This window comes from Zobellia galactanivorans (assembly GCF_000973105.1).
GTDB lineage: Bacteria > Bacteroidota > Bacteroidia > Flavobacteriales > Flavobacteriaceae > Zobellia > Zobellia galactanivorans.
The window spans coordinates 2,706,701-2,727,798 of the sequence record NC_015844.1 but is presented as its reverse complement, the minus strand read 5'-3'; the positions used below and the strand labels follow the sequence as shown (position 1 = coordinate 2,727,798).

Here is a 21,098-nt window from a genome sequence, read left to right as displayed (position 1 = left end):
GTTCGACCTCGACTCCTAAAAAAAATACAAAATCCCGTCTAAACCTTATATCAGGCCCTTATTTTTTGTTCCCACTCCCAAGCGGACTTCATAGCCTCATCCAAGGTATACTCGGCCTTCCAACCTAAAACCTCATTGGCCTTTTTCGTATCCGCGTAGGCAGAGACCACATCACCGGGACGTCGGTCGACAATTTTATAGTTCAATTTTTTTCCGGATACACGTTCAAAACTATGAATGACCTCTAGCACCGAGCTTCCTTTTCCGGTACCCAGATTAAAGACCTCGTAGTTCTCTTCGTTCTTCCCCTCCAATAGTCGCTGTAATGCTTGAACGTGGGCCTTGGCCAAATCTACCACATAGATATAGTCACGAATACAAGTGCCGTCTTCCGTAGGATAATCGTCGCCAAAAACCGATAACTGCTCCCTAAGGCCTACCCCTGTCTGGGTAATGAAGGGCACTAAGTTTTGGGGCACCCCTATCGGCAATTCCCCAATATGACCGCTCGGGTGCGCCCCCATAGGGTTAAAATACCGCAAAGCGATAGCGTTCAACCCCTGGGTAACCGCACAGGTATCACGAATAATCTCTTCGCCCATCTGCTTGGTATTGCCGTATGGCGATTCTGCAGGCTTAACAGGAGCGGTTTCACTGATCGGCATCTTGTCGGCCTGACCGTAAACGGTGCACGACGAACTAAAAATAAAGTTCGACGTATTCTTTTTTGAAAGTTCTTTCAACAGATACACCAAGGTGCCGATATTGTTCTCATAGTACAACAACGGTTTCTCTACACTCTCGCCCACCGCCTTGGAAGCGGCAAAATGAATAACCCCTTCTATATCTTGGTACTTCTTAAAAAAAGCTTCTACTTTCGATTTTTCCTTTAGGTCAATTTTTTCGAACAAGGGCATTTTTCCCGTAATGGAGGTAATTCCCTCCAACACCTTTTCCGACGAATTTGAACAATCATCGATTATAACCACCTCAAAACCCTTGTCCTGAAGTTCTACAACAGTGTGAGACCCAATAAAACCAAGACCTCCGGTCACTAATATCTTCATATCTTTTAGCTTTTCCACATTCTTAGTACCGCAAGAATGCAATTGTATTATTTATAGTTATTGGTTGGGCGGGACGCCCAATGAAGGGCACGAAAATACGACCTTGCCTATCCGTTCACAAACTCCAATACCGTTTTTGTAATAAAATTTATTTGCTCATCATCTAACTCGGTATGCATCGGCAACGAAATGACCTCTTTTACCAACTGATTGGTTACCGGAAAATCGGCTTCGTCATAACGCTCATCCACATAGGCTTTTTGTAGGTGTAACGGAATAGGGTAATACACGCCACAAGGAATATCGTTCTCCGCCAAATGCTTCACAAGTCCGTCGCGTTTGCCATTGGTGATCCGTAAGGTATACTGATGGAAGACGTGACAACTACAATCATCACATATTTCCTTTTCACACTTGACCGTTTGGGGCGTTACTATATTCGACTGTCCCTTAAAGGCCTGGTTATAACTTCGGGCCGCGGCCCTCCTTCGATCGCAATACCCATCCAATTTTGGCAATTTCGCCCTTAAGACAGCTGCCTGAATGGAATCTAATCTCGAATTAACGCCTACTACATCGTGATGGTACCTTTCGTACATGCCGTGATTTACGATACCCCTTAGGGTATGCGCAAGTTTATCATCATTGGTAAAAATGGCACCGCCATCACCATAGGCCCCTAGATTCTTTGAAGGAAAAAAGGAGGTAGCCCCTACATGGCCAATCGTACCGGCCTTTTGTTTTCTACCGTCGTCAAAAGTATAATCGGCCCCTATAGCCTGTGCGTTATCCTCTATAACAAAAAGGTTATGTTTCTCGGCCAATTGCATAATGGCATCCATATTGGCGCATTGCCCGAATAGATGTACCGGCACTATAGCCTTCGTTTTTGGGGTAATTGCCTTTTCTACGGCCTCTATATTGATATTGAACGAATCCATATCGACATCGACCAAGACCGGGGTCAATTGCAAAAGTGCGATGACCTCTACCGTTGCCGCAAATGTAAAATCTGCCGTAATTACCTCATCGCCCGGTTTCAGACCTAGGCCCATCATCGCTATTTGTAAGGCATCGGTACCGTTGGCACAAGGGATAACGTGTTTTACCCCAAGGTAGTCCTCCAACTCTTTTTGAAAGGACCGTACTTCCGGACCGTTTATAAAAGCGGAAGTTTCCATAATGGTGGCAATGGCCGAATTAACTTGTTCCTTTATCCCCTCGTATTGGCCGCCCAAGTCGACCATTTGAATTTTTCTCATCGTGATGAATTAAATAGATCACAGCAAAAATACGAAACCAAGCAGTACTATTTTCTGTAAAGAAGCGTAATTTAGCCCAAAATATCGATCAGTGCGCGGCATCTATAATGTGATTGTTCAGATTTCTTGGTATATCTTGAAAGTCTTGTCCCTTTTCAGTTCAAAGCTCAAGCTGTTCGTTGACGGCCGAAAGCAATCTTTTGAGGTGCTCGGCAATGCCATTTCGAAGGAAGACAACACCCTCTGGGTTCATGCCGCCTCCTTGGGCGAGTACGAACAAGGGCTTCCTATTATCGAAAGACTCAAAACCGAATATCCATCGCACAAAATCGTACTTACGTTTTTCTCTCCCTCGGGATACGAGGTAAAAAAGAACACAACAGCGGCCGATGTCGTAGCCTACCTTCCCATGGATACGGCAAAAAATGCCGCACGTTTTATAAAAATGGTACATCCTGACCTGGCCATTTTTATCAAGTACGAGGTTTGGCCCAATTATATGCGTGCCTTGGACACCAAAAAGGTTCCATCAATATTGATTTCCGCCCTATTCAAAAAGAACCAAGCCTATTTTAAGGCCTACGGTGGATTCATGAGAAATACGCTCAAAAAATTCTCGTATTATTTTGTTCAGGACGAAAATTCAAAAACACTACTAGAATCCATCGGGATCACTAATGTAACCATTAGCGGGGATACCCGTCTAGACCGCGTTTCTGAAATATTAGACCGAGATAACAGCTTAGACTTTATGGCGGCCTTCAAAAGCGATAAGCTTTGTTTTGTAGCCGGAAGCACATGGCCCGAAGACGAAGCCATATTGATCGACCACATCAACAACGCCCCAAAAAACCTCAAATACGTTTTGGCACCCCATACCATTAAAAAGGACAAGATCTTAGGACTGGCCGGAGCGTTCACAAAAAAGACCACGCTCTACTCCAACATCGCCAACAACCACTTACGCGATTACGATGTATTGATCATTGACCACATCGGATTGTTGACCAAAATATACAGTTACGCCGACATCGCATATGTCGGGGGCGGTTTTTCCACCGGATTGCACAACACCTTGGAACCTGCCGTTTTCGGCATTCCCGTCATCATCGGCCCAAACTATGAAGGGTTCAAGGAAGCCGAAGACTTGGTAAGGCAAAAAGGCATCTACCCCATAAAAGACCAATGGACCTTCGGCGAATTGCTAAAAAAGCTTCTCGACAATACTGACCTACGCAAACAAACGGGACAGATAAACGCCTCTTATATCTCGAAGAACAAAGGAGCCAGCGTAGAGATTATGGACCATATCCGCAAATTATTATAAAAAAGAGCTTTCTAAATCGACCCTACCGATGCTATAGCCCTTCAACTAAAAAACGGCAACCACCAACAATTGAACAACACCCCACCCAACAGCCCTGTTCTTCGTCGAATTTTTTAACACTTCAACTGATGAACATACTAAAATACAGCCATTTAAATCAAATATTTCGCAATAAACGGGCTTTATATATATAAATTTCTTAATTTTAAGAAAACCTATTACAAATGGAACGAGAACTAACAACCGGGGTAAAATTGCTCAATGGATTTCTCCGCATCATGATTGCCTGCTTGGTGTTTATCCTTTTAGCCATACCTGTGGCCTTTATTTTAGATTTGATAGGAATTCTATAGTATTAAAGAATCTTTCATCATAAAACATAAAAAAGCCCCTTGATAGGGGCCTTTTGTCTTTTGTGAACCTTAGAGCGTGGGTTCCCAGCCTTCTTCATATTCGCGTTTCCACCAATCTTTCATGACTTTCTCATTGTTGAGGACCTTTCCGGTAGCCGGATCGATTTTTAAGGTTTCCCCAGCGTCTTGGGCCATATTGCCCAAATGACAAAGCATAGTCGATACGCTAGCATCCTTTATATCGGAATGCAAGGATTTATCTTGACGAATCGCCTCGAAGAAGTTACCGATATGGTTGGCATCAAGATCACCGGCACCTTGGGTATTTACCGTAGTACTTTGTTTGCCCGCTTCCTTTTCCTCTTTAATAAGCTCTCCGTTCAAATCGAACAATTTATACCCACCACGGCTAAGGGTTATAATACCTTTACTTCCGTAGATAGTAGCTCCCCTACCCGGTTGGTTCGGCACGATCTTACCACGGCTATGTCCCGTCCAGGTTATGAACTTATCCCCGGAATACTTATAGGTGACCTGTTGGTTGTCTACAAATTCCCAATCATCGTCGTAAGCGTATTTCCCCCCAAAGGAAGTTACGCTATCAGGAAGGTCTACCCCAAGTGCCCATCGGCAGATGTCAATTTCATGTGTACCATTATTATGGACCTCACCAGTACCCCATGTCTTGAACCAATGCCAGTTGTAGGGATGGATATTATCCCTGTAATTTTCCCTAGGCGCAGGCCCCTGCCATAAGTCCCAATCCAATGTTTTGGGCACCGCGATCTGGTTGCCCTTTCCGATAGAGCCCCTATTGTTCGAATAATAGGCCTCTCCTTTGAACACCTCTCCGATAATACCTTCGCGGATTTCCTTTACGGCCAATATAGACGTTTGGGCAGAACGCTGCTGGTTGCCCATCTGTACTTTTTTCCCATATTTCTTTTGAGCGGCGACCAACAATTGGTTCTCATAGGGGTTGTGGCTACACGGTTTTTCGACATACACATGTTTACCCGCCTGCAAGGCCATAATAGCCATGGGTGCATGCCAATGTTCCGGAGTCGCGATAAAAACCGCATCGACCTTTTTTTTGTTTAAGACCTTTCTAAAATCTTTTTCGACCTTTGGCACATAGCCAATATTTTCCTTACACCATATATTATGCTCCTCTAAAATAACATCGTCAACATCACAACTATAGAGCACCTTGGCATTGGGATCCTTATTGATGGCCATAAAATGTGCCTTGGCCCTACTACGCACCCCTATGACCGCACAATTGATACGATCGTTGGCACCCAAAATTCTTGAATAACTTTCCGCCGACATGGCATTTATGCTTCCCCCAAAGGCCAAGCCTGCTGCACCCACAGATGCTTTTTTAATAAAATTTCTTCTGTCTGAACTCATTTCTATATATTATAATGTTGATAATATTCCTTTTACATAGCCTATAGACTCCATCATACCGGGCAATGGATCATTCCCTTCGGCCTCATATTCAAGCGCCAAGGTTCCTTGATACCCTAATTTTAAAACCGTCTTTAAAAATGCAGGAAAATCGATAACCCCACGACCAATAATACAGGTTTGCCCATCATGTTCGGAGGCCGTTACATCCTTTAAATGGATATCAAAGACCCGATCGAAAAACTGGGTAAGGTCTTGGGAGGGATCACGCTTTATGCGTTGGGTATGTCCGATATCTATACAAAGCCCCATACGTTTGTCCCTATCCTTAATTTTAACATAGGCACTTTCGGCGCTTGGATACACTTTATCGCCCGGGCCGTGATTATGGATGGCAAGTTTAATATTGTAAGACTTCACCTTTTCTTCTACGTAATCCAATAAATCATGGCTCGGCACCCCGACAATCATATCCAACTCGGCCGTTTTAGCATATTCGAAGGCTTGATCCACTTCCGCCTTGGTCTTCATATAAACGACCCCGGCCCCGTATAAAACAACGCCTTTCTTTTTACACTGGGCCACGGCTTCCTTTATCGTGTGCGCACCCGAATCTAGCGGAAGATGCATACTCTTAAAGGTAATTCGATTCAAACCGCACCGCAAAGTCATATCCAAAGCCTTTTCCCTTGTAAATTCCCTGAGGGTATATGAAGCCACCCCTAATTTGAGCTCGGCCATCATATTTTCCATAGTTTCTTCCGCCATGGCCGCACGGGACATTTCAGGAAAGGACAAGGCTCCAATACCCAAAACCCCGGCCGAAGTACGTTTTAAAAAATTTCTTCTGTTCGCTTTCATTTCTCTATATAATCAAATGTCTTTTCCTTTACTTTTTAAACTAACCAGGACCATCTCTTTACGGTCGCGACATCTATTCCCTTGATCATCATAGACCGGCTTTAATTCGTTTCAATACATAAAACAAAAAAGTGCCTCTTGGACTTAAACCCTTATACCCGTATTGACCTCATTGAAATTTAAGGGCGCATGCCCTTAAAAAACACCAGTAAATAAAAAGCAACCAAGGCCTTCGGTTCCAATCTATTTTTTTGACTCGATTCTATTTTTTCAATGACCGAAACCTAAAATTGCGATAACCGTATAAATCTAACAAAATATATACTGTTTTTACCCCTATTCCTGAAAATAAGTGTAACCTTAACACAGAAAAGAGTCAGATACTGATACCATTAACATCTAAACCCCCTTCGAATACGTATTTTAAATGACCTCCAATATTGCAAAATGAATTATATCGATTTAAACCGCCTCATACCGGAATTAGCGGAAACAGGCACATGGATAGGCAGGTGCATGGTACCGGCACAAAAAGCGTACAATGGTATAGCTGGGCCCCACGTGGTGATGGCCCGCAAAGGAAAAATCTACGACCTATCGGCCCACTTCAACTCCACAAGTGAGCTATTCAACTGTAAGAACCCGGTTTCCCGCTTAAAAGCCTTAAACGATTTACCGGAACTAGGCAGCCTGAAAGATGCCTTGAAAAACGCCCTATACTTCAATCAGAATCCACTACTCCCCTACATCATAGCGCCAAACGATATACAAGCCGTAAAAGCCTGTGGTGTAACTTTTATCAAAAGCTTGCTCGAGAGGGTCATTGAAGAAAAAGCAAAAGGCGATGCCCTAGTAGCGAACGACATACGTCAAACCATTTACGATACCTTAGGCAACGACTTGAGCAAGGTTACCCCCGGTTCACCGGAAACCGAAAAGCTCAAGGAGGAATTACAGAAAAAAGGCCTATGGTCGCAATACCTCGAAGTGGGCATTGGCAAGGATGCCGAGGTTTTCACCAAGGCCCAACCCTTGTCTGCCGTTGGTTTCGGAGCGGAGATAGGCGTTCTAAAGAGTTCCAAATGGAACAATCCGGAACCTGAAATCGTGCTCGCCGTATCCTCCTCGGGAAAAATCGTCGGGGCCACACTCGGCAACGACGTAAACCTTCGCGATTACGAAGGTCGCAGCGCCCTATTGCTCGGTGAGGCGAAAGACCAAAACGGATCTTGTGCCATTGGCCCCTTGTTTCGCTTGTTCGATGAGACTTTTTCCCTAGATGACGTAAAGGATTGCGATGTAATGTTTTCTATGAAGGGGAAGGACAATTTCGCCACTTCCGGAAGCAATAAGATGAAAGAGATTAGCCGTAGTCCTGAAAATTTAGTGGCCCAGGTCATAGGAAAAAACCATCAATACCCAGACGGGCTCGTGCTTTTCTTAGGTACTATGTTCGCCCCTACGGAAGACCGCAATGGAAAAGGTTTGGGTTTCACCCACAAAAAGGGAGATCAAGTCAACATCTCTTCTTCGCATTTGGGCACACTCATCAATTGGGTGAACACTTGTGACCAAATACCAAAGTGGGAATTCGGCATTGGTGCTTTTACGAACTATATTGTAAAACGGAATTTAAAATAGTACCAGGTTGACCAACCGTATAATTTTCACCCGAAAAAGCTTGACATCCACAACAATACGATCGTGGCATGTTCCCTTATAAAGTGAAGGGCCTTAGACATTTGATTTTCAACCGTTTTCACGGAAATACCCATATCTAAGGCTATTTCTTTGTACTTCTTTTGCTCTATTTTGTTCTGCACGAACACTTCCTTACACCGTGGCGGCAACTTAGAAATGACAACGTTTAAATTTTCGATTTTCACATCGACCTTCTCGCGCTCAAAAGCAGTGTCGGATATAACTTCCCATTTGACCTTATCCAAGGCATCAAAATCTATTTTCTGCACACGTAGATGCTGCAAAAACTGATGATAACAACATTTGAACAAATAGTTCTTGACCGATCCCGAAATGTATAGTTTGGCCCTTTTCTCCCAAAGATTAACGAAAGTATCTTGAACAATATCTTCTGCCAAGTGTCGGTTGTTACACATTTTAAAAATGTAATTACACAACCATTCATAGTATTCCAAAAACAAATACCGATATGCTTCGGCATTGCCGTTCCGCATTTTTTTTACCAGTTTTCGCTCATTCATTTTCAATGGTATTCATTCAAATTTAAATAAAAATCATACATCCATAGGGTTTTTTTATCAATTATGCATCTTTAAGTTAAAAGGTGTAAATATTCATGAATTACCACAAATTAATTTCTAAATGGCTAAAAGGAAGCATCTCTACCGATGAGCGCCAACACTTACAAGCTTGGGTTCATAAGAGTGATGCCAACATGGACCTGTTTAAAAAGTGTATTCGAGAGTGGCAGCATCAACAAAGTCCGAATTTTGACCCACAAACCGGCTTTGCCGGTTTCAAGGCAAAAATTTCCGCTAAAAAACGAAAAATAAAACGCCTAGTTTCCGCCATACCTTATGCCCTTGCATTGCTTATCCTTATAGTTTTAGGAATACAAATAACAGGTACACAATCGAACAAAACCAAACCAACACCTTCGCAAATATCAACAAGAGACACCCCAAAAGAAAAGATAACCCTCACCTTGGCCGACGGAAGTACGCAAATCCTTAGCGGCCACGGCAATGAAATATTGACCGACGCCCAAGGAAATATAATAGCCGATAAGGACACCGACGTATTAAGCTTCAATGCCTCTCAAGATCAAGACCAAAATTCCAATGCGTACAATGAAATCTACATTCCACATGGCCAAACATTTAAACTGCGGTTGTCCGATGGCACCAAAGTGTGGCTGAACGCCGGCACAAAATTAAAGTTCCCATCCAACCTCAACAGCGAAGCCCTGACCGCAAGAACCGTCTTTCTAGATGGTGAAGCTTATTTTGATGTGACCAAGAACGAGAAAAAACCATTTTTGGTCGTCACCCAAAATGTAGCCGTAAAAGTGTTGGGCACACAATTCAACCTTTCTTCTTACGATACTGATGAAAATATAGCCACTACACTAATCGAGGGCAAGGTCAGTATGTTTGAGTCTGACAGTCCTGATAACGAAATAGAACTGAGCCCTAGTTTTCAGGCGAAATACAAAAAAACCGAAAGCAGCTTTAGTAAGGTGAAAGTCGACACCGAACAGTTTACCGCATGGATGCATAACAAACTGATAATCGACAACCTTAAATTTTCGGAAATCTTGACCAAGCTTGAAAGGCTTCATCAGGTAAAATTCCTGAACAAGGCGGAACATTTGAACAACGAGGTGTTTAAGGGGGAATTCGAGAACGAAACCATAGAGGCCGTACTTAACACCATTTCGCTAAGCACACCTTTTAATTACACTAGAAACCAAAACCTTATAACAATAGAGAGCAAAAGCTAACAGGCTTTAAAAACAACTATTACTAACAATCAAATACTTTATGATCATGAAAAAAGACCTTGAACACAGCGCCTTGGCCACAAGGCGGCTTAAACAGATTAACCTAAAAATAATGTTGAACCTGCTTTCCGTCTTTTTTATCGCCTTTCAAGCGAGTGCCCGTACGGGCTCGTCCACGACGATAGAGCTCGACTACGAAAATGTACCGCTCAAACGTATCTTAAAAGACATAAAGGCACAAACAAATTACAGCTTCTTTTACAACGTAAAGGAAATAGACGACACCAAGAAAATTTCGTTTCGCGCCAATAACGAGGCCATAGACCAAGTACTGAAAAAACTGGCCCAAAAAGCCGCTTTCAACTTTGAAATAAACGGAAAACAGATTGTTTTGACCAAAATATCACAGCGTACCGACACTCTACAAGAAAGAGAGGTTAAGGGTAGCGTAAAAGACATAGAAGGCAATCCGCTCTCGGGCGCCAGTGTCGTCATCAAAGGCACCACCACAGGCGCCCAAACCGATTTTGACGGGAACTTTACCCTGACCCTAGCCGATGAATCGGCCATTATAATCGTTTCGTATATAGGATTTGAAACAAAGGAAATCAGCGTTGGCAACCAAAGTTCACTAGATGTAATTCTAAAGGAAGCTGCCGCACAATTAGACAACGTAGTCATTGTGGGCTCAAGAAACCCCAATAGAACTTCTACGGAAACCGCAACGGCAGTGGATGTCATTCCCATGGCAGACGTGGTTTCAAAAACCGGTAAAATAGAAGTTAACCAATTGCTACAGTATGCCGCGCCATCGTTCAATGCCAACAAGCAATCAGGTTCCGATGGGGCCGACCATATTGACCCCGCTTCCTTACGCGGACTTGGCCCAGACCAGACCTTGGTCTTGATCAACGGAAAAAGAAGGCACCAATCTTCATTGATCAATGTATTCGGCACACGCGGTAGAGGCAACACAGGCACCGACCTTAATGCCATTCCCGCTTCGGCCATCAAAAGAATCGAAATATTAAGGGACGGAGCCTCGGCACAATACGGTTCCGATGCCATTGCCGGCGTAATTAATATCGTATTAAAAGACCGAACCGACGAACTTTCGGGCTCCATCAGTTACGGCGCTTACAACACCAATGCCCAAGGCGATTTTCCCGATGGAACACCTAATACCGACGGCAACCGCCTAGACACGGAAAGAGATGGAAACGCGATTGGCGAAGACCAGAGCTTTGACGGGGGCTCCATCAAATTCGCCGCCAACTACGGGGTCAAGATAGGTGAAGAAGGTTATGCCAACTTTACTACCGAATACATCGCCAAAAACAAAATACTAAGACCTGGTTTTGATTTTAGGAGAGGATTTGGAGAAGCTGCCATAGATGGATTTAATTTCTTTGGAAACGTAAATATTCCTGTTTCGGAAAACACCGAATTTTACGCTTTTGGTGGTCGAAACTATAGAGACACCGATGCCTTTGCCTTTACCCGTAACAACCCTACGGAACGAAACGTGGTCAGTATTTACCCTAATGGCTTTACCCCACGTATCACATCTAATATTATTGACAACTCCGTGTCGGCCGGAATACGTACAGAGATGGAAAACGGCTGGAACGTAGATATAAGCAACACTTTTGGAAAAAACTTGTTCCATTACTTCATTAAAGGTTCGTTGAACGCCTCCCTTGAAGAAACATCACCTGTCGATTTCGACGCAGGCGGACATAGCCTTAGCCAAAACGTTACGAATTTGGACATCTCTAAATTCTACGAAGATATCATGGAAGGCATGAACCTAGCCTTTGGTGCGGAGTACAAGACTGAAAATTTTGAAATTTTTGCCGGCGAGGCATCGTCATACGGCACTTTTGATATAGACAGGGCCCTGATTACCAATCCCGCTACGCAAACCATCCCTACGGACCCAATAACAGGTGAACAAAGACCTGGAGGCTCACAAGGATTCCCTGGCTATAGCCCGGCCAATGAAATAGACCGAAGCAGAAGTAACGTTTCCTTGTACGGGGATTTGGAACTTGATATAACCGAAAAGTTCTTGGTCAGCGGTGCTGCCCGTTTTGAATATTTTAGTGATTTTGGAAGCACTACCAATGGTAAGTTAGCCGCTAGGTACAAAGCGACCGAGAACATCAACATAAGGGGTTCCGTAAGTTCTGGGTTCAGGGCCCCATCATTGGCACAGATTTATTACAACCTTAAATACACCGACTTTGTCAGTGGGCAAGCGTCCGAATCCCTGTTATCACCCAACAACAGTCCGGTAACGGCTTCTTTTGGCATAGGCCCCTTAAAGGAAGAAAAAGCATTTAACGCCGCACTTGGCTTTACGGCCAAAGCGGGTAACTTTACCGCAACGGTAGATGGTTACTACATTGATATTAAAGACCGTATTGTTCTAACCGGAGCTTTTCCCGCACCACAGATACCTAACGTTAACTCCGCCCAGTTCTTCGTAAATGGAGTGGATACAAAAACAACCGGTTTAGATGTTATTCTGTCCTACAAGAACACCCTTTCCGAAGACAGTTCGTTTGGAGCAACCTTCTTGGCTAACTTCAACAACATGAAAATCGAAAACATACACAACGGCAGCCTTGACGAGAGCACGTATTTTGGTCCAAGGGACAAGGCTTTTTTGCTAGCCTCTGCACCTGACAGCAAATTAAACCTAAACCTTACTTACGATAAAAGTTGGTTTGACACCTCCTTAAGCTTCACTCATTTCAGTGAAATAGAATTGATCGATTATGGATTAGTACCGGATTATTATGGAGCTAAAACAGTTACCGACCTTAATTTTGGTTTCCAGCTTTCAGAGAGCTTAAAATTAAATGTTGGCAGCAACAACCTTTTCAATGTTTACCCTGACCAACAAGATGCAGATTCAGATTCAGGCGGATATTGGGATGCCGTTCAAATGGGTTTTGCCGGGGCTTTCTATTATGCCAGACTTGGTTTTACCTTCTAAGGCAAGTTCTTATTTATTCGTTTTAGCCATATAGCAAAGGCTACTCAACAAAAAGTTGGGTAGCCTTTTTTTTCTACCGTTGTTTTATATTTTAAACGGCCAGTCCGCACTTACACTTTCAAAATAATTTTTACCGGTAAAAGGCGGAAATCAAAAAAAATCACTCTACAATCTTGACATCTACCGAGGTCCTGCCCTGCCAACCCGTAACATCGGTAACCGAGTAGGCACAATGGTAATCTCCGGTATCCACATCTTGGGGTATGGTCAATTCAATAGTGATCTCATAGGAGGTTTTACCCGGTTCAAGGGTATAGTTTTCCATAAAAATCAAGGGATTGTCAGGAGTTTTCTTTGCACTAAGCTCGCATTTACTACCTTGATCGTCGTGGGTATGATGGTCAAAATTATGGTGTAAATCTAAACTGTAGGCAGAAAGCCCGACGTTGTCACTAACGTTTGCCTTAAAAATATAGGTCTCTCCCCGCTTAAGCTCGGTGCATGATTGTGGAAACCCTCCGGCCAAACTAATAGATGGCTTTTCGTCGTCTACATCGGTGTCATCCCCGTTTGAGCACGAAGCCAAAAACAAGAGGCACAGGGTAGACAGAAAAACATATTTTATTGATTTCATAAAATGATTTTTGAATTAAAAATTGGCCACCAAGGGATAACCGCTTGATGGCCTTAAGTACTAGGGGGCGACTACATCAATATGCGCTTCGTAATCAAAAGTGTTTCCCTCTTCATCGGTAATGGTAAACTTAATATGGTATTCGCCTACGGGAGCGCTTACCGGCACGTCGATATGCTCATGGAATTCCGCTTCGGTGGCTTCGTGGTATTTTTCACCGTAATTGAATTCACCGTCCCACTCTACTTCCCCTTCGCCTACGGTGAGTCCGTGGGCATGCACATCGACCATAAGTTCGTGAATCCCGTGAATTGCACTTATCTGAAATTCAACATGGAAATCTTCCCCTCGCACTACGGACTCATCCATGGAAAAATCGCTTACTGCGATCACATCCAAAATTTGCAAATGGGCTTCCGTCTCGGTACTGTTCCCCATTTCGTCGGTAACGGTTAAGACTATATGGTATTCACCGGCAGGAATATCTGAAGGAACATCAATATGCTCATGAAAAGTTGGGTTTTTAACGAGATACGTGGCATCGGTATAGCTTTGTTCAAAATGCCACTCCACTTCGCCCTCTGCAGGCGTCACATCATCGGAATGAATATCGACCGAGATACTCTTCACCACAGCCTCGGCCGTTATAGCGGCCTCCAAATGTATATCGGAGCCCTTATACGCTACGCGGTCGGTCGAGTGTTCGCTTCCTGCGCCGTATTCAAAATCGGAAATTACGGGAGCTGTCACACTAGGATTTTCATCGTCACTGCTACAAGCGCTAAAAAATAGGATCAAGGATGCGAAAAAGATTGATAATTTAAAATTTGCTTTCATTTTACTTTTGTTTTGGGTGTTATACTTCATTTGATTAATTATTAAAAAGGAATTGTTATTGATAGCGATATATTTCTACCGGCCTCCGGCACATCTATAAGCCTGTAAAAGCTGGTATGGTCGTAGTATTCGGTATGGAATACATTGTTGAGTTTTACCCGTAATCGGGTAGGCCTCTCGAAGCCGGGCAAGTTCAACTTGGCCGTGGCGGAAAGGTTCAAAACCTGGTAGCCATCGGTGCGTTCTTCGGGAGGGACAATTTTATTTTGTTCGGCCGTAACCCGCAGATCCGCATTGAGGGAGGGCTCGGTCAGAAAGCCCAAATCGTTAAACCGATAATTGATAGAGAACAAGGCGGATAGCGGTGGGGAAAAAGGGAGGGTAAAATTCTTCTTCGGTCCACTGGTCTGCCTCGAATAGACGTACTCCAGCGAAGCATCGGCACTTAAGGAAGCATTAAGGTCTACCCCTGCACTAAGCTCGCCCCCATAGCGGACCACCTTACTTTGCACATATTCATAAACCTGTAGCGACTCGTTGTAACCCGAAGTAGGATTGAGATAAATAAAATTTCCGAAAAAATTCAAGAAGGGACTTACACCTATGCGATACCTGCTTCCCTTATGTTCAATATCCGCATCGATTTGGTAGGATCGCTCGGGGTCGAGGTCTATATTCCCCCTTTCATAGCGGTACATGTGATAATTGACACCATCTGAAGCCAGTTCGTTCGGCAAGGGCATTCTAAAACTCTTGCCCAGGTTCAACTTGTAGATAGTCTTGTTGCTATGATAGCTCAGGCCCACCGAACCATTGACACTGTTAAAGTCTAGGCTCCTTTCCTGTGACCGTTGCATGTATACATAAGACGTGGTACCGTCGGCATTATTGACCGTAGACGGAAACCAATCGCGATACCCTTGGGTGGACATATGCCCCCAATCGTAGCGTATCCCTCCCTGTAAATGAAAATTCGCGTTAAGCTTATAATGGTCAAATACATATGCCCCAACATTGTAGCGCTCGTACTCGGGTATCAAAAACCCCCAGCCGCCAATATTGTTATTTTGCATCTCACCGTTGAGTCCGAACACGAAACTATGTGCTTCATTGGGCTTATAAGTGGTTTTTGCGTTCAAGGAAAGGGTATTTTTGCTAAATATCCGCTCCCTACTGTCGGCAGGCTTGGGCATATAACCATGGGGCACCGGCTCGGAGTGCTCTTCCCTTTGGTTGTTCTGAAAGCCGAAATCGAGCTGTACGATATGCTTATCCTTAAAAAAAGTGGTGTTGTTAACCACCTTGAAATGGTTCACTTGGTGAAAGGGCAAATCGACATCGCGGCTCGACCCGTCGTAATCGATGGCGGAAGTTCTCACCTCAAGGCCATGGGCATTGGCGAAGAATCCATTCTTGGCAAAAACATTGCTAAAAAAGGTTTCCGACTTAATGCCATCCCCCAGATAGCCCAGGCTGAAACTTACATTGGCCTCTTGCCCCGCCGTATTCCTCAAGTGATTGTCATGCAGGTCAAAAATATAGCTCTCATACCGAATTTTATCGGTTGGCACCTTGTAATCCCCGTAGTCCCTCAAGGTGAGTCTCCCGCGGTAAAACCAAGTCTCTTTTCGCCCTTGAACTCCCGTTGAGACCCCCAAGAGGGCGTTATTGGTTTCACCCAGTAGGTTCACTTCGCCTTCAAAAGTGTGAGGTATTGGCGCACTAGGCGGCTCGATATCCACCACTCCCGAAATAGCATCAGATCCATACAGAAGGGAGGCCGGCCCCTTTATGATCTGAACGTTCTCTATACCGTACTGGTCGATTTCAAGTCCGTGATCATTACCCCACTGTTGGGCCTCGTGTTTTACCCCGTTCTGAACCACGCTTACGCGATTAAAACCGAGCCCCCTGATAACGGGTTTTGATTGTCCAGAACCGATGGAAATAGTGCTTACCCCGGGGATTTTCTTAAGGGTCTGCATAAGGCTGTTCTCCCTGTTCCCCTCCAAAAACGCCTTTGAAACCGCCACGGAAATCGTCGCCAACTCCTGTGCCTTACGCCCATCCGTTGTTGCGGAAAGCTCTATCCCCTCCAAGTTCGTCACGGCTTCCTGAAGCCTTATTACCCAGGGTTTATGGTTGCTATCTACCTCGATTTCAAGGTGCTGTAACCCATAAGCGATATGGCTTACCGTAAAGGTGTATTTTCCTTTGGGGACATCGGAAATTTTAAACTCGCCGTTGTCGTTGGAAATGGCAAAAAAGGGTTTACTGAGGATGTTTACATCCTTGATCGGTTTTAAGGTATTCCCGTCCAACACCACACCTTCGACATCAAAAGTGCTTTGTGCATGGGCTACCAAGCATAGGCTAAAACACAGCCACATGCCCAATAATCTGTACATCATACTGATTGCTAAAAAACTAGAAAAATTAAGAGAACAAGAACGCGGAAACGCGTCCTTTTACAACTGTACACAACTAGTGTTCAAACAGATACACTCAAAAAAAAAAACGAAGCATACCGACCACGGATTACCGTAGCAAACCACATATAAACTGACTCAGGACGGAGCAAAAACCTACTCAAAACCCATCACCTACGTGGTGTTAGAACTATAGAAATGTACAGGAAAGATTATAGCCTAAACGGAGGAGGCCTAGAAAAGAGTTGATCGGAATCTATTGTACCGCTAACCACAAAGGTATATTCGGCATCGGATTCTTGAAGGGAAATTTCCTCAAAATTGTTTACCGTGAAATCAGGAACATCCGGAGCAATAGCCGGAACTAGATTATGTGCGGTAGTCAGATCACAAACCGTACAATGAACGGCATGGTCTTTATCTTCAGAATGAGACAACACGTGCAGACCTGCCATTTTCACAGAAAGGAAAAGAACAAGTAAGAAATACGAGCTGATATGTTTTAAACGACCCTGAAGCATTTGCGGCAAACTTACTAAAATATTGCCAAGCCCATGTTAATTTCGTCTTAAGGAAATCGTTAAATACAGAAAATGGGTTAATAATTCTAACTGATCTAAGCAAAGCTTCCCTCCTGCCTTCATCTTTTTACAAGCCCGGTATCCCAATAAAAAAGCTATTTAGAGTTATGACGGCTTATATCCCAATACTCCTTTGTACCATTGACGGCTGTAAAATCCACCCTTATAAATTGATGTTTTTAACGGCCAAAATCTCAATTTGGGGCTCAAAATGTTATTTTTTTTCGGTTTTCACTTTTTAATCCGCTGCGTTATATACATTTGGATTTTTCAATCGCTTTATTTATCCAGCGGCACTTATAGTACCCACTCTTCCTTCATCATAAAACACCCGTATGTACAAGAAACATCTTCAAAAGCAATGCATCCCGACCCTAATGCTGTTATTTCTTTTCTGCCTTATTTCCTCAGGATTTGCCAGTCCGCCCAAATCGGACAAGCCCATCGGTGAACGAATCAGTTTTGATGCTAATTGGAAATTTATCCAGCAAGACATCCCCGGTGCAGAACAAGTGGAGTTCAATGATAATTCATGGAGAATATTAGATCTGCCCCATGACTGGAGTATTGAGGGAGAATACGATAAAAACAATCCTATGGGCGACCAGTGCGGTTACCTACCGGCAGGTTTTGGGTGGTACAGAAAAACCATTACCGTTCCAAGGGAATGGAAAGGAAAACATATTGAAATTGCTTTTGACGGCGCATTCATGAACAGCACCGTTTGGGCCAATGGACAAGAGCTCGGTACAAGACCTTACGGATGGATTTCTTTCGCCTATGACATTAGCGAAATGGCACAAACCTCTGACCAGATTACTTTTGCCGTTCGTATTGACAACGACCTACAACCTTCAGCACGTTGGTACACGGGTAGTGGAATTTATGCACATACTTGGATAGATATTAAAAACAACACCCACATTCCCAGAAACGGAATTTTCATTAGAACCGAAGGCGACAAGGTTTTTATAGATACTGAGGTCTTCCATAAAAACAAGTCAGCCAAAAATGTAAGACTGATTACTACCGTGCTTAACAAAGACGGAGAGGTTATTGCTTCCTCTAAAGATCGGTTCGAAAAAGAACTGCGGGTAAAAACAGTATTAAACATCAAAAACGCAATCCGTTGGTCTCCTGAAAACCCATACCTATACACCTTAAAAACCGAATTGCTCTTAGGTAAAAAAGTGGTAGACCTTGTACAAAACAGATTTGGAATTCGTGATATTGAATGGAAGGCGGAAACCGGGATGTGGATGAACGGCAAAAACATCAAACTTCGTGGGGTTTGCAACCATCAGGATGCCGGGGCTTTAGGCGCAGCGGTACCTTATAAAATTCTGCTTTTTCGTATTCAGCAATTAAAAAATATGGGCGTAAATGCCATCAGAACAGCCCATAACCCACAAACCCCCGAGTTTTATGACATCTGTGATGAAATAGGTATTATGGTGATGGACGAAATTTTTGATGGCTGGAAGAAAAAAGCCAAAAACGATTATGGAGCCCATCATTTTGAAAAATGGTGGAAACAAGATATTACCGATTGGATCAAGAGAGACCGGAACCACCCTTCTATTGTTATTTATAGTGTAGGCAACGAAACGCGTGGTGAAGTAGGGAAGGATTTAGTCGAAACCTGTAATCTTTTAGACCCTACACGCCCTGTAACCTCCGGGCATTCCGGCTCGAAATACATGAATGTATTGGGCGTTAACGGTGGCAGCGAAAAGAAAGGCTTCCTAGAAAATCTTAAGGAGAATCAAAGTGGAAAGGTTTTTATCGGCACCGAAAACACCCATACTTGGCAAGTTAGGGGGTATTACCGAACTAAAACTTGGTTTCGAGATGGTTTTCCAAACCCGAAACAACGGCCTTACGACCTTCCTGATTTAACAGAAAAAGAAGTATTTACCCATGATTGGATAGATGGGTCCGAAAGGAAAAACAGAAAACAAATTTTCAACTCTAGTTATGACAACGCAACGGTTCGGGTATCATCGCGTTTAAATATCGCCCAACTGAGGGACATTCCGGCATATGCAGGCTCTTTCCGGTGGACCGGTCACGACTATATCGGAGAAGCAGGTTATGTACACGGGGGCTGGCCGTTCAAAGCTTTTATGGGAGGCGCTATCGATATCGCCAATTTTGAAAAGGATTTATACTACCTATACCAAAGCCAGTGGACGACTGAACCTATGGTTCATATTTTACCACATTGGACGCATCCTAAAGTGAAATTGAATACTAAAATACCGGTTTGGGTATATTCCAATTGTGATGAAGTGGAGTTGTTTTTTAACGGCCTCTCCTTAGGAAAACAAAAACCCGGGAAAGCTTGGGATAAAATGCAGTGCCAATGGCTAGTAAAATGGCAACCCGGAACGTTAAAAGCTATTGGTTATAAAGATGGAAAAGCGATTTCGGAAGAAATGGTAAGCACCGCAAACGAACCTGCTAAGATTCAGTTATCCATTGATGGAGAAACCTTAGGACATAAAACTAACGATATTGTTCAAGTTCGAGTGAGCACGACGGATAACAAGGGAACCTTTTACCCCTACGGAGAAAACAGAACCTACTTTAATGTGTTTGGCGCCGGAAAAATCAAGGCTTTAGATAATGGAAGTCCCGTTGACACCGAACAACATGTAGGGCCAAATCATAGAAAGGCCTTTTACGGATTAATCCGTGCCTACATAGAAAGTACAAATCCAGACGGAGACATCAACGTATTGGCAAGTTCTATCTTGGGAGAGAAAAAATTAATCACTTCCAAATCAGTAAGTATAGATACCGAAATCATCACCTTAAGAGGAAGTCAATTCAACCCTGATATTAAAATTTTCTATACTACAAACGGAGACCGGCCGACAAGCGAATCAACGCCCTATAATCACAGTTTTGAAATAGGTTTAGAGACTACGGTAAAAGCATTAATAGTAGTCGACGGAGAACCTTTTCAAATTCTAGAGGAAACTTTCGGAAAAAACGAAGGTTTTAGCTGGAACAAAACCAATGAAAATAGTCGCCCAATTGGTGAGCAAGCCGAAGACGCCACTTTAAGCAATGCCGAAATTTCATCAAAAGGGACAAATTTTAATGGAAAGGGCTATGTGAATATGAATAATACAGGAGCCATAATCTCATGGTACCAAGAAAATGACGGAGGGGCCGGTAGCGGAAATCTATTTATTAGGTATAGCACGAAGGAAACACAGGGTACAAGCATAAAAATTTCGATCAACGGAAAAACGGTTCGCCCAAAACTTCAATTACCCCATACAGGTAACTTGGGCAATACATGGAAAACGGTAAACATCCCCATTGAAATTGATCGTGGCGCCAACACTATCAATTTGGAAGGGCTAGAGAACAAGTCGCTATTTATTGACGAGATTTCAGTTCGTTAAAGCTATTTTATACTATTCACCAGTACCTGTTCTGAAAGGATAGGCAGGCAAATCGGCCCCGTTGACTAAATTGACATCCGGTTTCCCCGAAAAGGCATAGCGGATATAAATTGGAGCTTCAATTTCCTTTGATTTTAAAACTACGGTCCGTCCTTTGATTTTTGCTGTGGCCGGCTTCAAAAGCTAAACGATGGTCGATAGCGAGTTTATCTTTAGGATGGATTATCTACTCTATAGTATTGATTACACTCACCTTTGGAAAATCCAATGCCTAGAGCTGCGATTCCCCCATCCAAGTCCAAGATCGGGCGGTTGGGTCTACAGCTTTGCTCCATTAAAAATTAACATATGGTCTGCGCACCACTCGTTATCAGCGCGGAATATCGGTTCAGCTACTGCGAATGGCTCCTTATTATCTTTAGGTACG

The 21,098-nt window shown here is 43.5% G+C and carries 15 protein-coding genes; 6 read left to right on the top strand and 9 right to left on the bottom strand.

Annotated elements, in window-relative coordinates; all coding sequences use genetic code 11:
• Positions 1 to 50 precede the first annotated feature (50 nt).
• Entirely contained in the window at positions 51 to 1,067 is a 1,017-nt protein-coding gene (gene galE / locus ZOBGAL_RS10975) for a UDP-glucose 4-epimerase GalE (RefSeq protein WP_013993678.1), read from the bottom strand.
• 107 nt (positions 1,068 to 1,174) lie between these two features.
• Positions 1,175 to 2,329, bottom strand: coding sequence for a DegT/DnrJ/EryC1/StrS family aminotransferase (locus ZOBGAL_RS10970; RefSeq protein WP_013993677.1), 1,155 nt, complete (start codon positions 2,327 to 2,329; stop codon positions 1,175 to 1,177).
• 91 nt (positions 2,330 to 2,420) lie between these two features.
• On the opposite strand from ZOBGAL_RS10970, the gene ZOBGAL_RS10965 reads away from it, so the two are divergent.
• Entirely contained in the window at positions 2,421 to 3,656 is a 1,236-nt protein-coding gene (locus tag ZOBGAL_RS10965) for a 3-deoxy-D-manno-octulosonic acid transferase (protein WP_013993676.1), read from the top strand.
• A gap of 224 nt (positions 3,657 to 3,880) precedes the next feature.
• Entirely contained in the window at positions 3,881 to 4,009 is a 129-nt protein-coding gene (locus ZOBGAL_RS23920) for a hypothetical protein (protein WP_262507931.1), read from the top strand.
• Between the two features lie 69 nt (positions 4,010 to 4,078).
• On the opposite strand, the gene ZOBGAL_RS10960 is transcribed toward ZOBGAL_RS23920, so the two are convergent.
• Positions 4,079 to 5,422, bottom strand: coding sequence for a Gfo/Idh/MocA family protein (locus tag ZOBGAL_RS10960; protein ID WP_013993675.1), 1,344 nt, complete (start codon positions 5,420 to 5,422; stop codon positions 4,079 to 4,081).
• Positions 5,423 to 5,431: 9 nt separating this feature from the next.
• Positions 5,432 to 6,283: a sugar phosphate isomerase/epimerase family protein gene (locus tag ZOBGAL_RS10955; protein WP_013993674.1), complete on the bottom strand. Its 852-nt coding sequence runs from the start codon at positions 6,281 to 6,283 to the stop codon at positions 5,432 to 5,434.
• A gap of 447 nt (positions 6,284 to 6,730) precedes the next feature.
• Here ZOBGAL_RS10955 and ZOBGAL_RS10950 point away from each other — a divergent pair, with 447 nt between their 5' ends.
• The gene (locus ZOBGAL_RS10950) at positions 6,731 to 7,924 is read left to right on the top strand and encodes a fumarylacetoacetate hydrolase family protein (protein WP_013993673.1); all 1,194 of its coding nucleotides are present in this window, start codon (positions 6,731 to 6,733) and stop codon (positions 7,922 to 7,924) included.
• A gap of 26 nt (positions 7,925 to 7,950) precedes the next feature.
• Here ZOBGAL_RS10950 and ZOBGAL_RS10945 read toward each other — a convergent pair whose 3' ends face one another.
• Positions 7,951 to 8,505 (bottom strand): RNA polymerase sigma factor, encoded by a 555-nt coding sequence (locus ZOBGAL_RS10945; protein WP_013993672.1) that lies wholly within the window; start codon positions 8,503 to 8,505, stop codon positions 7,951 to 7,953.
• Between the two features lie 95 nt (positions 8,506 to 8,600).
• On the opposite strand from ZOBGAL_RS10945, the gene ZOBGAL_RS10940 reads away from it, so the two are divergent.
• Both ZOBGAL_RS10940 and ZOBGAL_RS10935 read left to right on the top strand, forming a co-directional pair.
• Positions 8,601 to 9,767, top strand: a complete 1,167-nt coding sequence (locus tag ZOBGAL_RS10940; protein ID WP_013993671.1) for a FecR family protein — start codon at positions 8,601 to 8,603, stop codon at positions 9,765 to 9,767.
• A gap of 46 nt (positions 9,768 to 9,813) precedes the next feature.
• Positions 9,814 to 12,771: a TonB-dependent receptor gene (locus tag ZOBGAL_RS10935; RefSeq protein ID WP_231854809.1), complete on the top strand. Its 2,958-nt coding sequence runs from the start codon at positions 9,814 to 9,816 to the stop codon at positions 12,769 to 12,771.
• A 160-nt stretch (positions 12,772 to 12,931) separates the two neighbouring features.
• Here ZOBGAL_RS10935 and ZOBGAL_RS10930 read toward each other — a convergent pair whose 3' ends face one another.
• The 4 genes from ZOBGAL_RS10930 to ZOBGAL_RS10915 all read right to left on the bottom strand — a co-directional run bounded on the left by ZOBGAL_RS10930 (position 12,932) and on the right by ZOBGAL_RS10915 (position 17,192).
• A complete protein-coding gene (locus ZOBGAL_RS10930; RefSeq protein ID WP_013993669.1) occupies positions 12,932 to 13,405 on the bottom strand; it encodes a DUF4625 domain-containing protein in 474 nt (157 codons plus the stop codon).
• 60 nt (positions 13,406 to 13,465) lie between these two features.
• Positions 13,466 to 14,242: a DUF4625 domain-containing protein gene (locus ZOBGAL_RS10925; protein WP_046287885.1), complete on the bottom strand. Its 777-nt coding sequence runs from the start codon at positions 14,240 to 14,242 to the stop codon at positions 13,466 to 13,468.
• A 41-nt stretch (positions 14,243 to 14,283) separates the two neighbouring features.
• Positions 14,284 to 16,653: a TonB-dependent receptor gene (locus ZOBGAL_RS10920; protein WP_013993667.1), complete on the bottom strand. Its 2,370-nt coding sequence runs from the start codon at positions 16,651 to 16,653 to the stop codon at positions 14,284 to 14,286.
• Between the two features lie 230 nt (positions 16,654 to 16,883).
• Entirely contained in the window at positions 16,884 to 17,192 is a 309-nt protein-coding gene (locus ZOBGAL_RS10915) for a hypothetical protein (protein WP_013993666.1), read from the bottom strand.
• Positions 17,193 to 17,587: 395 nt separating this feature from the next.
• On the opposite strand from ZOBGAL_RS10915, the gene ZOBGAL_RS10910 reads away from it, so the two are divergent.
• Positions 17,588 to 20,671 (top strand): glycoside hydrolase family 2 TIM barrel-domain containing protein, encoded by a 3,084-nt coding sequence (locus tag ZOBGAL_RS10910; RefSeq protein ID WP_013993665.1) that lies wholly within the window; start codon positions 17,588 to 17,590, stop codon positions 20,669 to 20,671.
• The last annotated feature ends 427 nt before the right edge of the window (positions 20,672 to 21,098 follow it).

What these genes read in the sequence shown, in the direction of transcription:
- ZOBGAL_RS10945 (WP_013993672.1), bottom strand. Translation starts at nt 8,505, where the DNA reads ATGAATGAGCGAAAACTGGTAAAAAAAATGCGGAACGGCAATGCCGAA.
- ZOBGAL_RS10950 (WP_013993673.1), top strand. Translation starts at nt 6,731, where the DNA reads ATGAATTATATCGATTTAAACCGCCTCATACCGGAATTAGCGGAAACA.
- ZOBGAL_RS10925 (WP_046287885.1), bottom strand. Translation starts at nt 14,242, where the DNA reads ATGAAAGCAAATTTTAAATTATCAATCTTTTTCGCATCCTTGATCCTA.
- ZOBGAL_RS23920 (WP_262507931.1), top strand. Translation starts at nt 3,881, where the DNA reads ATGGAACGAGAACTAACAACCGGGGTAAAATTGCTCAATGGATTTCTC.
- ZOBGAL_RS10940 (WP_013993671.1), top strand. Translation starts at nt 8,601, where the DNA reads ATGAATTACCACAAATTAATTTCTAAATGGCTAAAAGGAAGCATCTCT.
- ZOBGAL_RS10935 (WP_231854809.1), top strand. Translation starts at nt 9,814, where the DNA reads ATGAAAAAAGACCTTGAACACAGCGCCTTGGCCACAAGGCGGCTTAAA.
- ZOBGAL_RS10955 (WP_013993674.1), bottom strand. Translation starts at nt 6,283, where the DNA reads ATGAAAGCGAACAGAAGAAATTTTTTAAAACGTACTTCGGCCGGGGTT.
- galE (WP_013993678.1), bottom strand. Translation starts at nt 1,067, where the DNA reads ATGAAGATATTAGTGACCGGAGGTCTTGGTTTTATTGGGTCTCACACT.
- ZOBGAL_RS10930 (WP_013993669.1), bottom strand. Translation starts at nt 13,405, where the DNA reads ATGAAATCAATAAAATATGTTTTTCTGTCTACCCTGTGCCTCTTGTTT.
- ZOBGAL_RS10915 (WP_013993666.1), bottom strand. Translation starts at nt 17,192, where the DNA reads ATGCTTCAGGGTCGTTTAAAACATATCAGCTCGTATTTCTTACTTGTT.
- ZOBGAL_RS10920 (WP_013993667.1), bottom strand. Translation starts at nt 16,653, where the DNA reads ATGATGTACAGATTATTGGGCATGTGGCTGTGTTTTAGCCTATGCTTG.
- ZOBGAL_RS10910 (WP_013993665.1), top strand. Translation starts at nt 17,588, where the DNA reads ATGTACAAGAAACATCTTCAAAAGCAATGCATCCCGACCCTAATGCTG.
- ZOBGAL_RS10960 (WP_013993675.1), bottom strand. Translation starts at nt 5,422, where the DNA reads ATGAGTTCAGACAGAAGAAATTTTATTAAAAAAGCATCTGTGGGTGCA.
- ZOBGAL_RS10970 (WP_013993677.1), bottom strand. Translation starts at nt 2,329, where the DNA reads ATGAGAAAAATTCAAATGGTCGACTTGGGCGGCCAATACGAGGGGATA.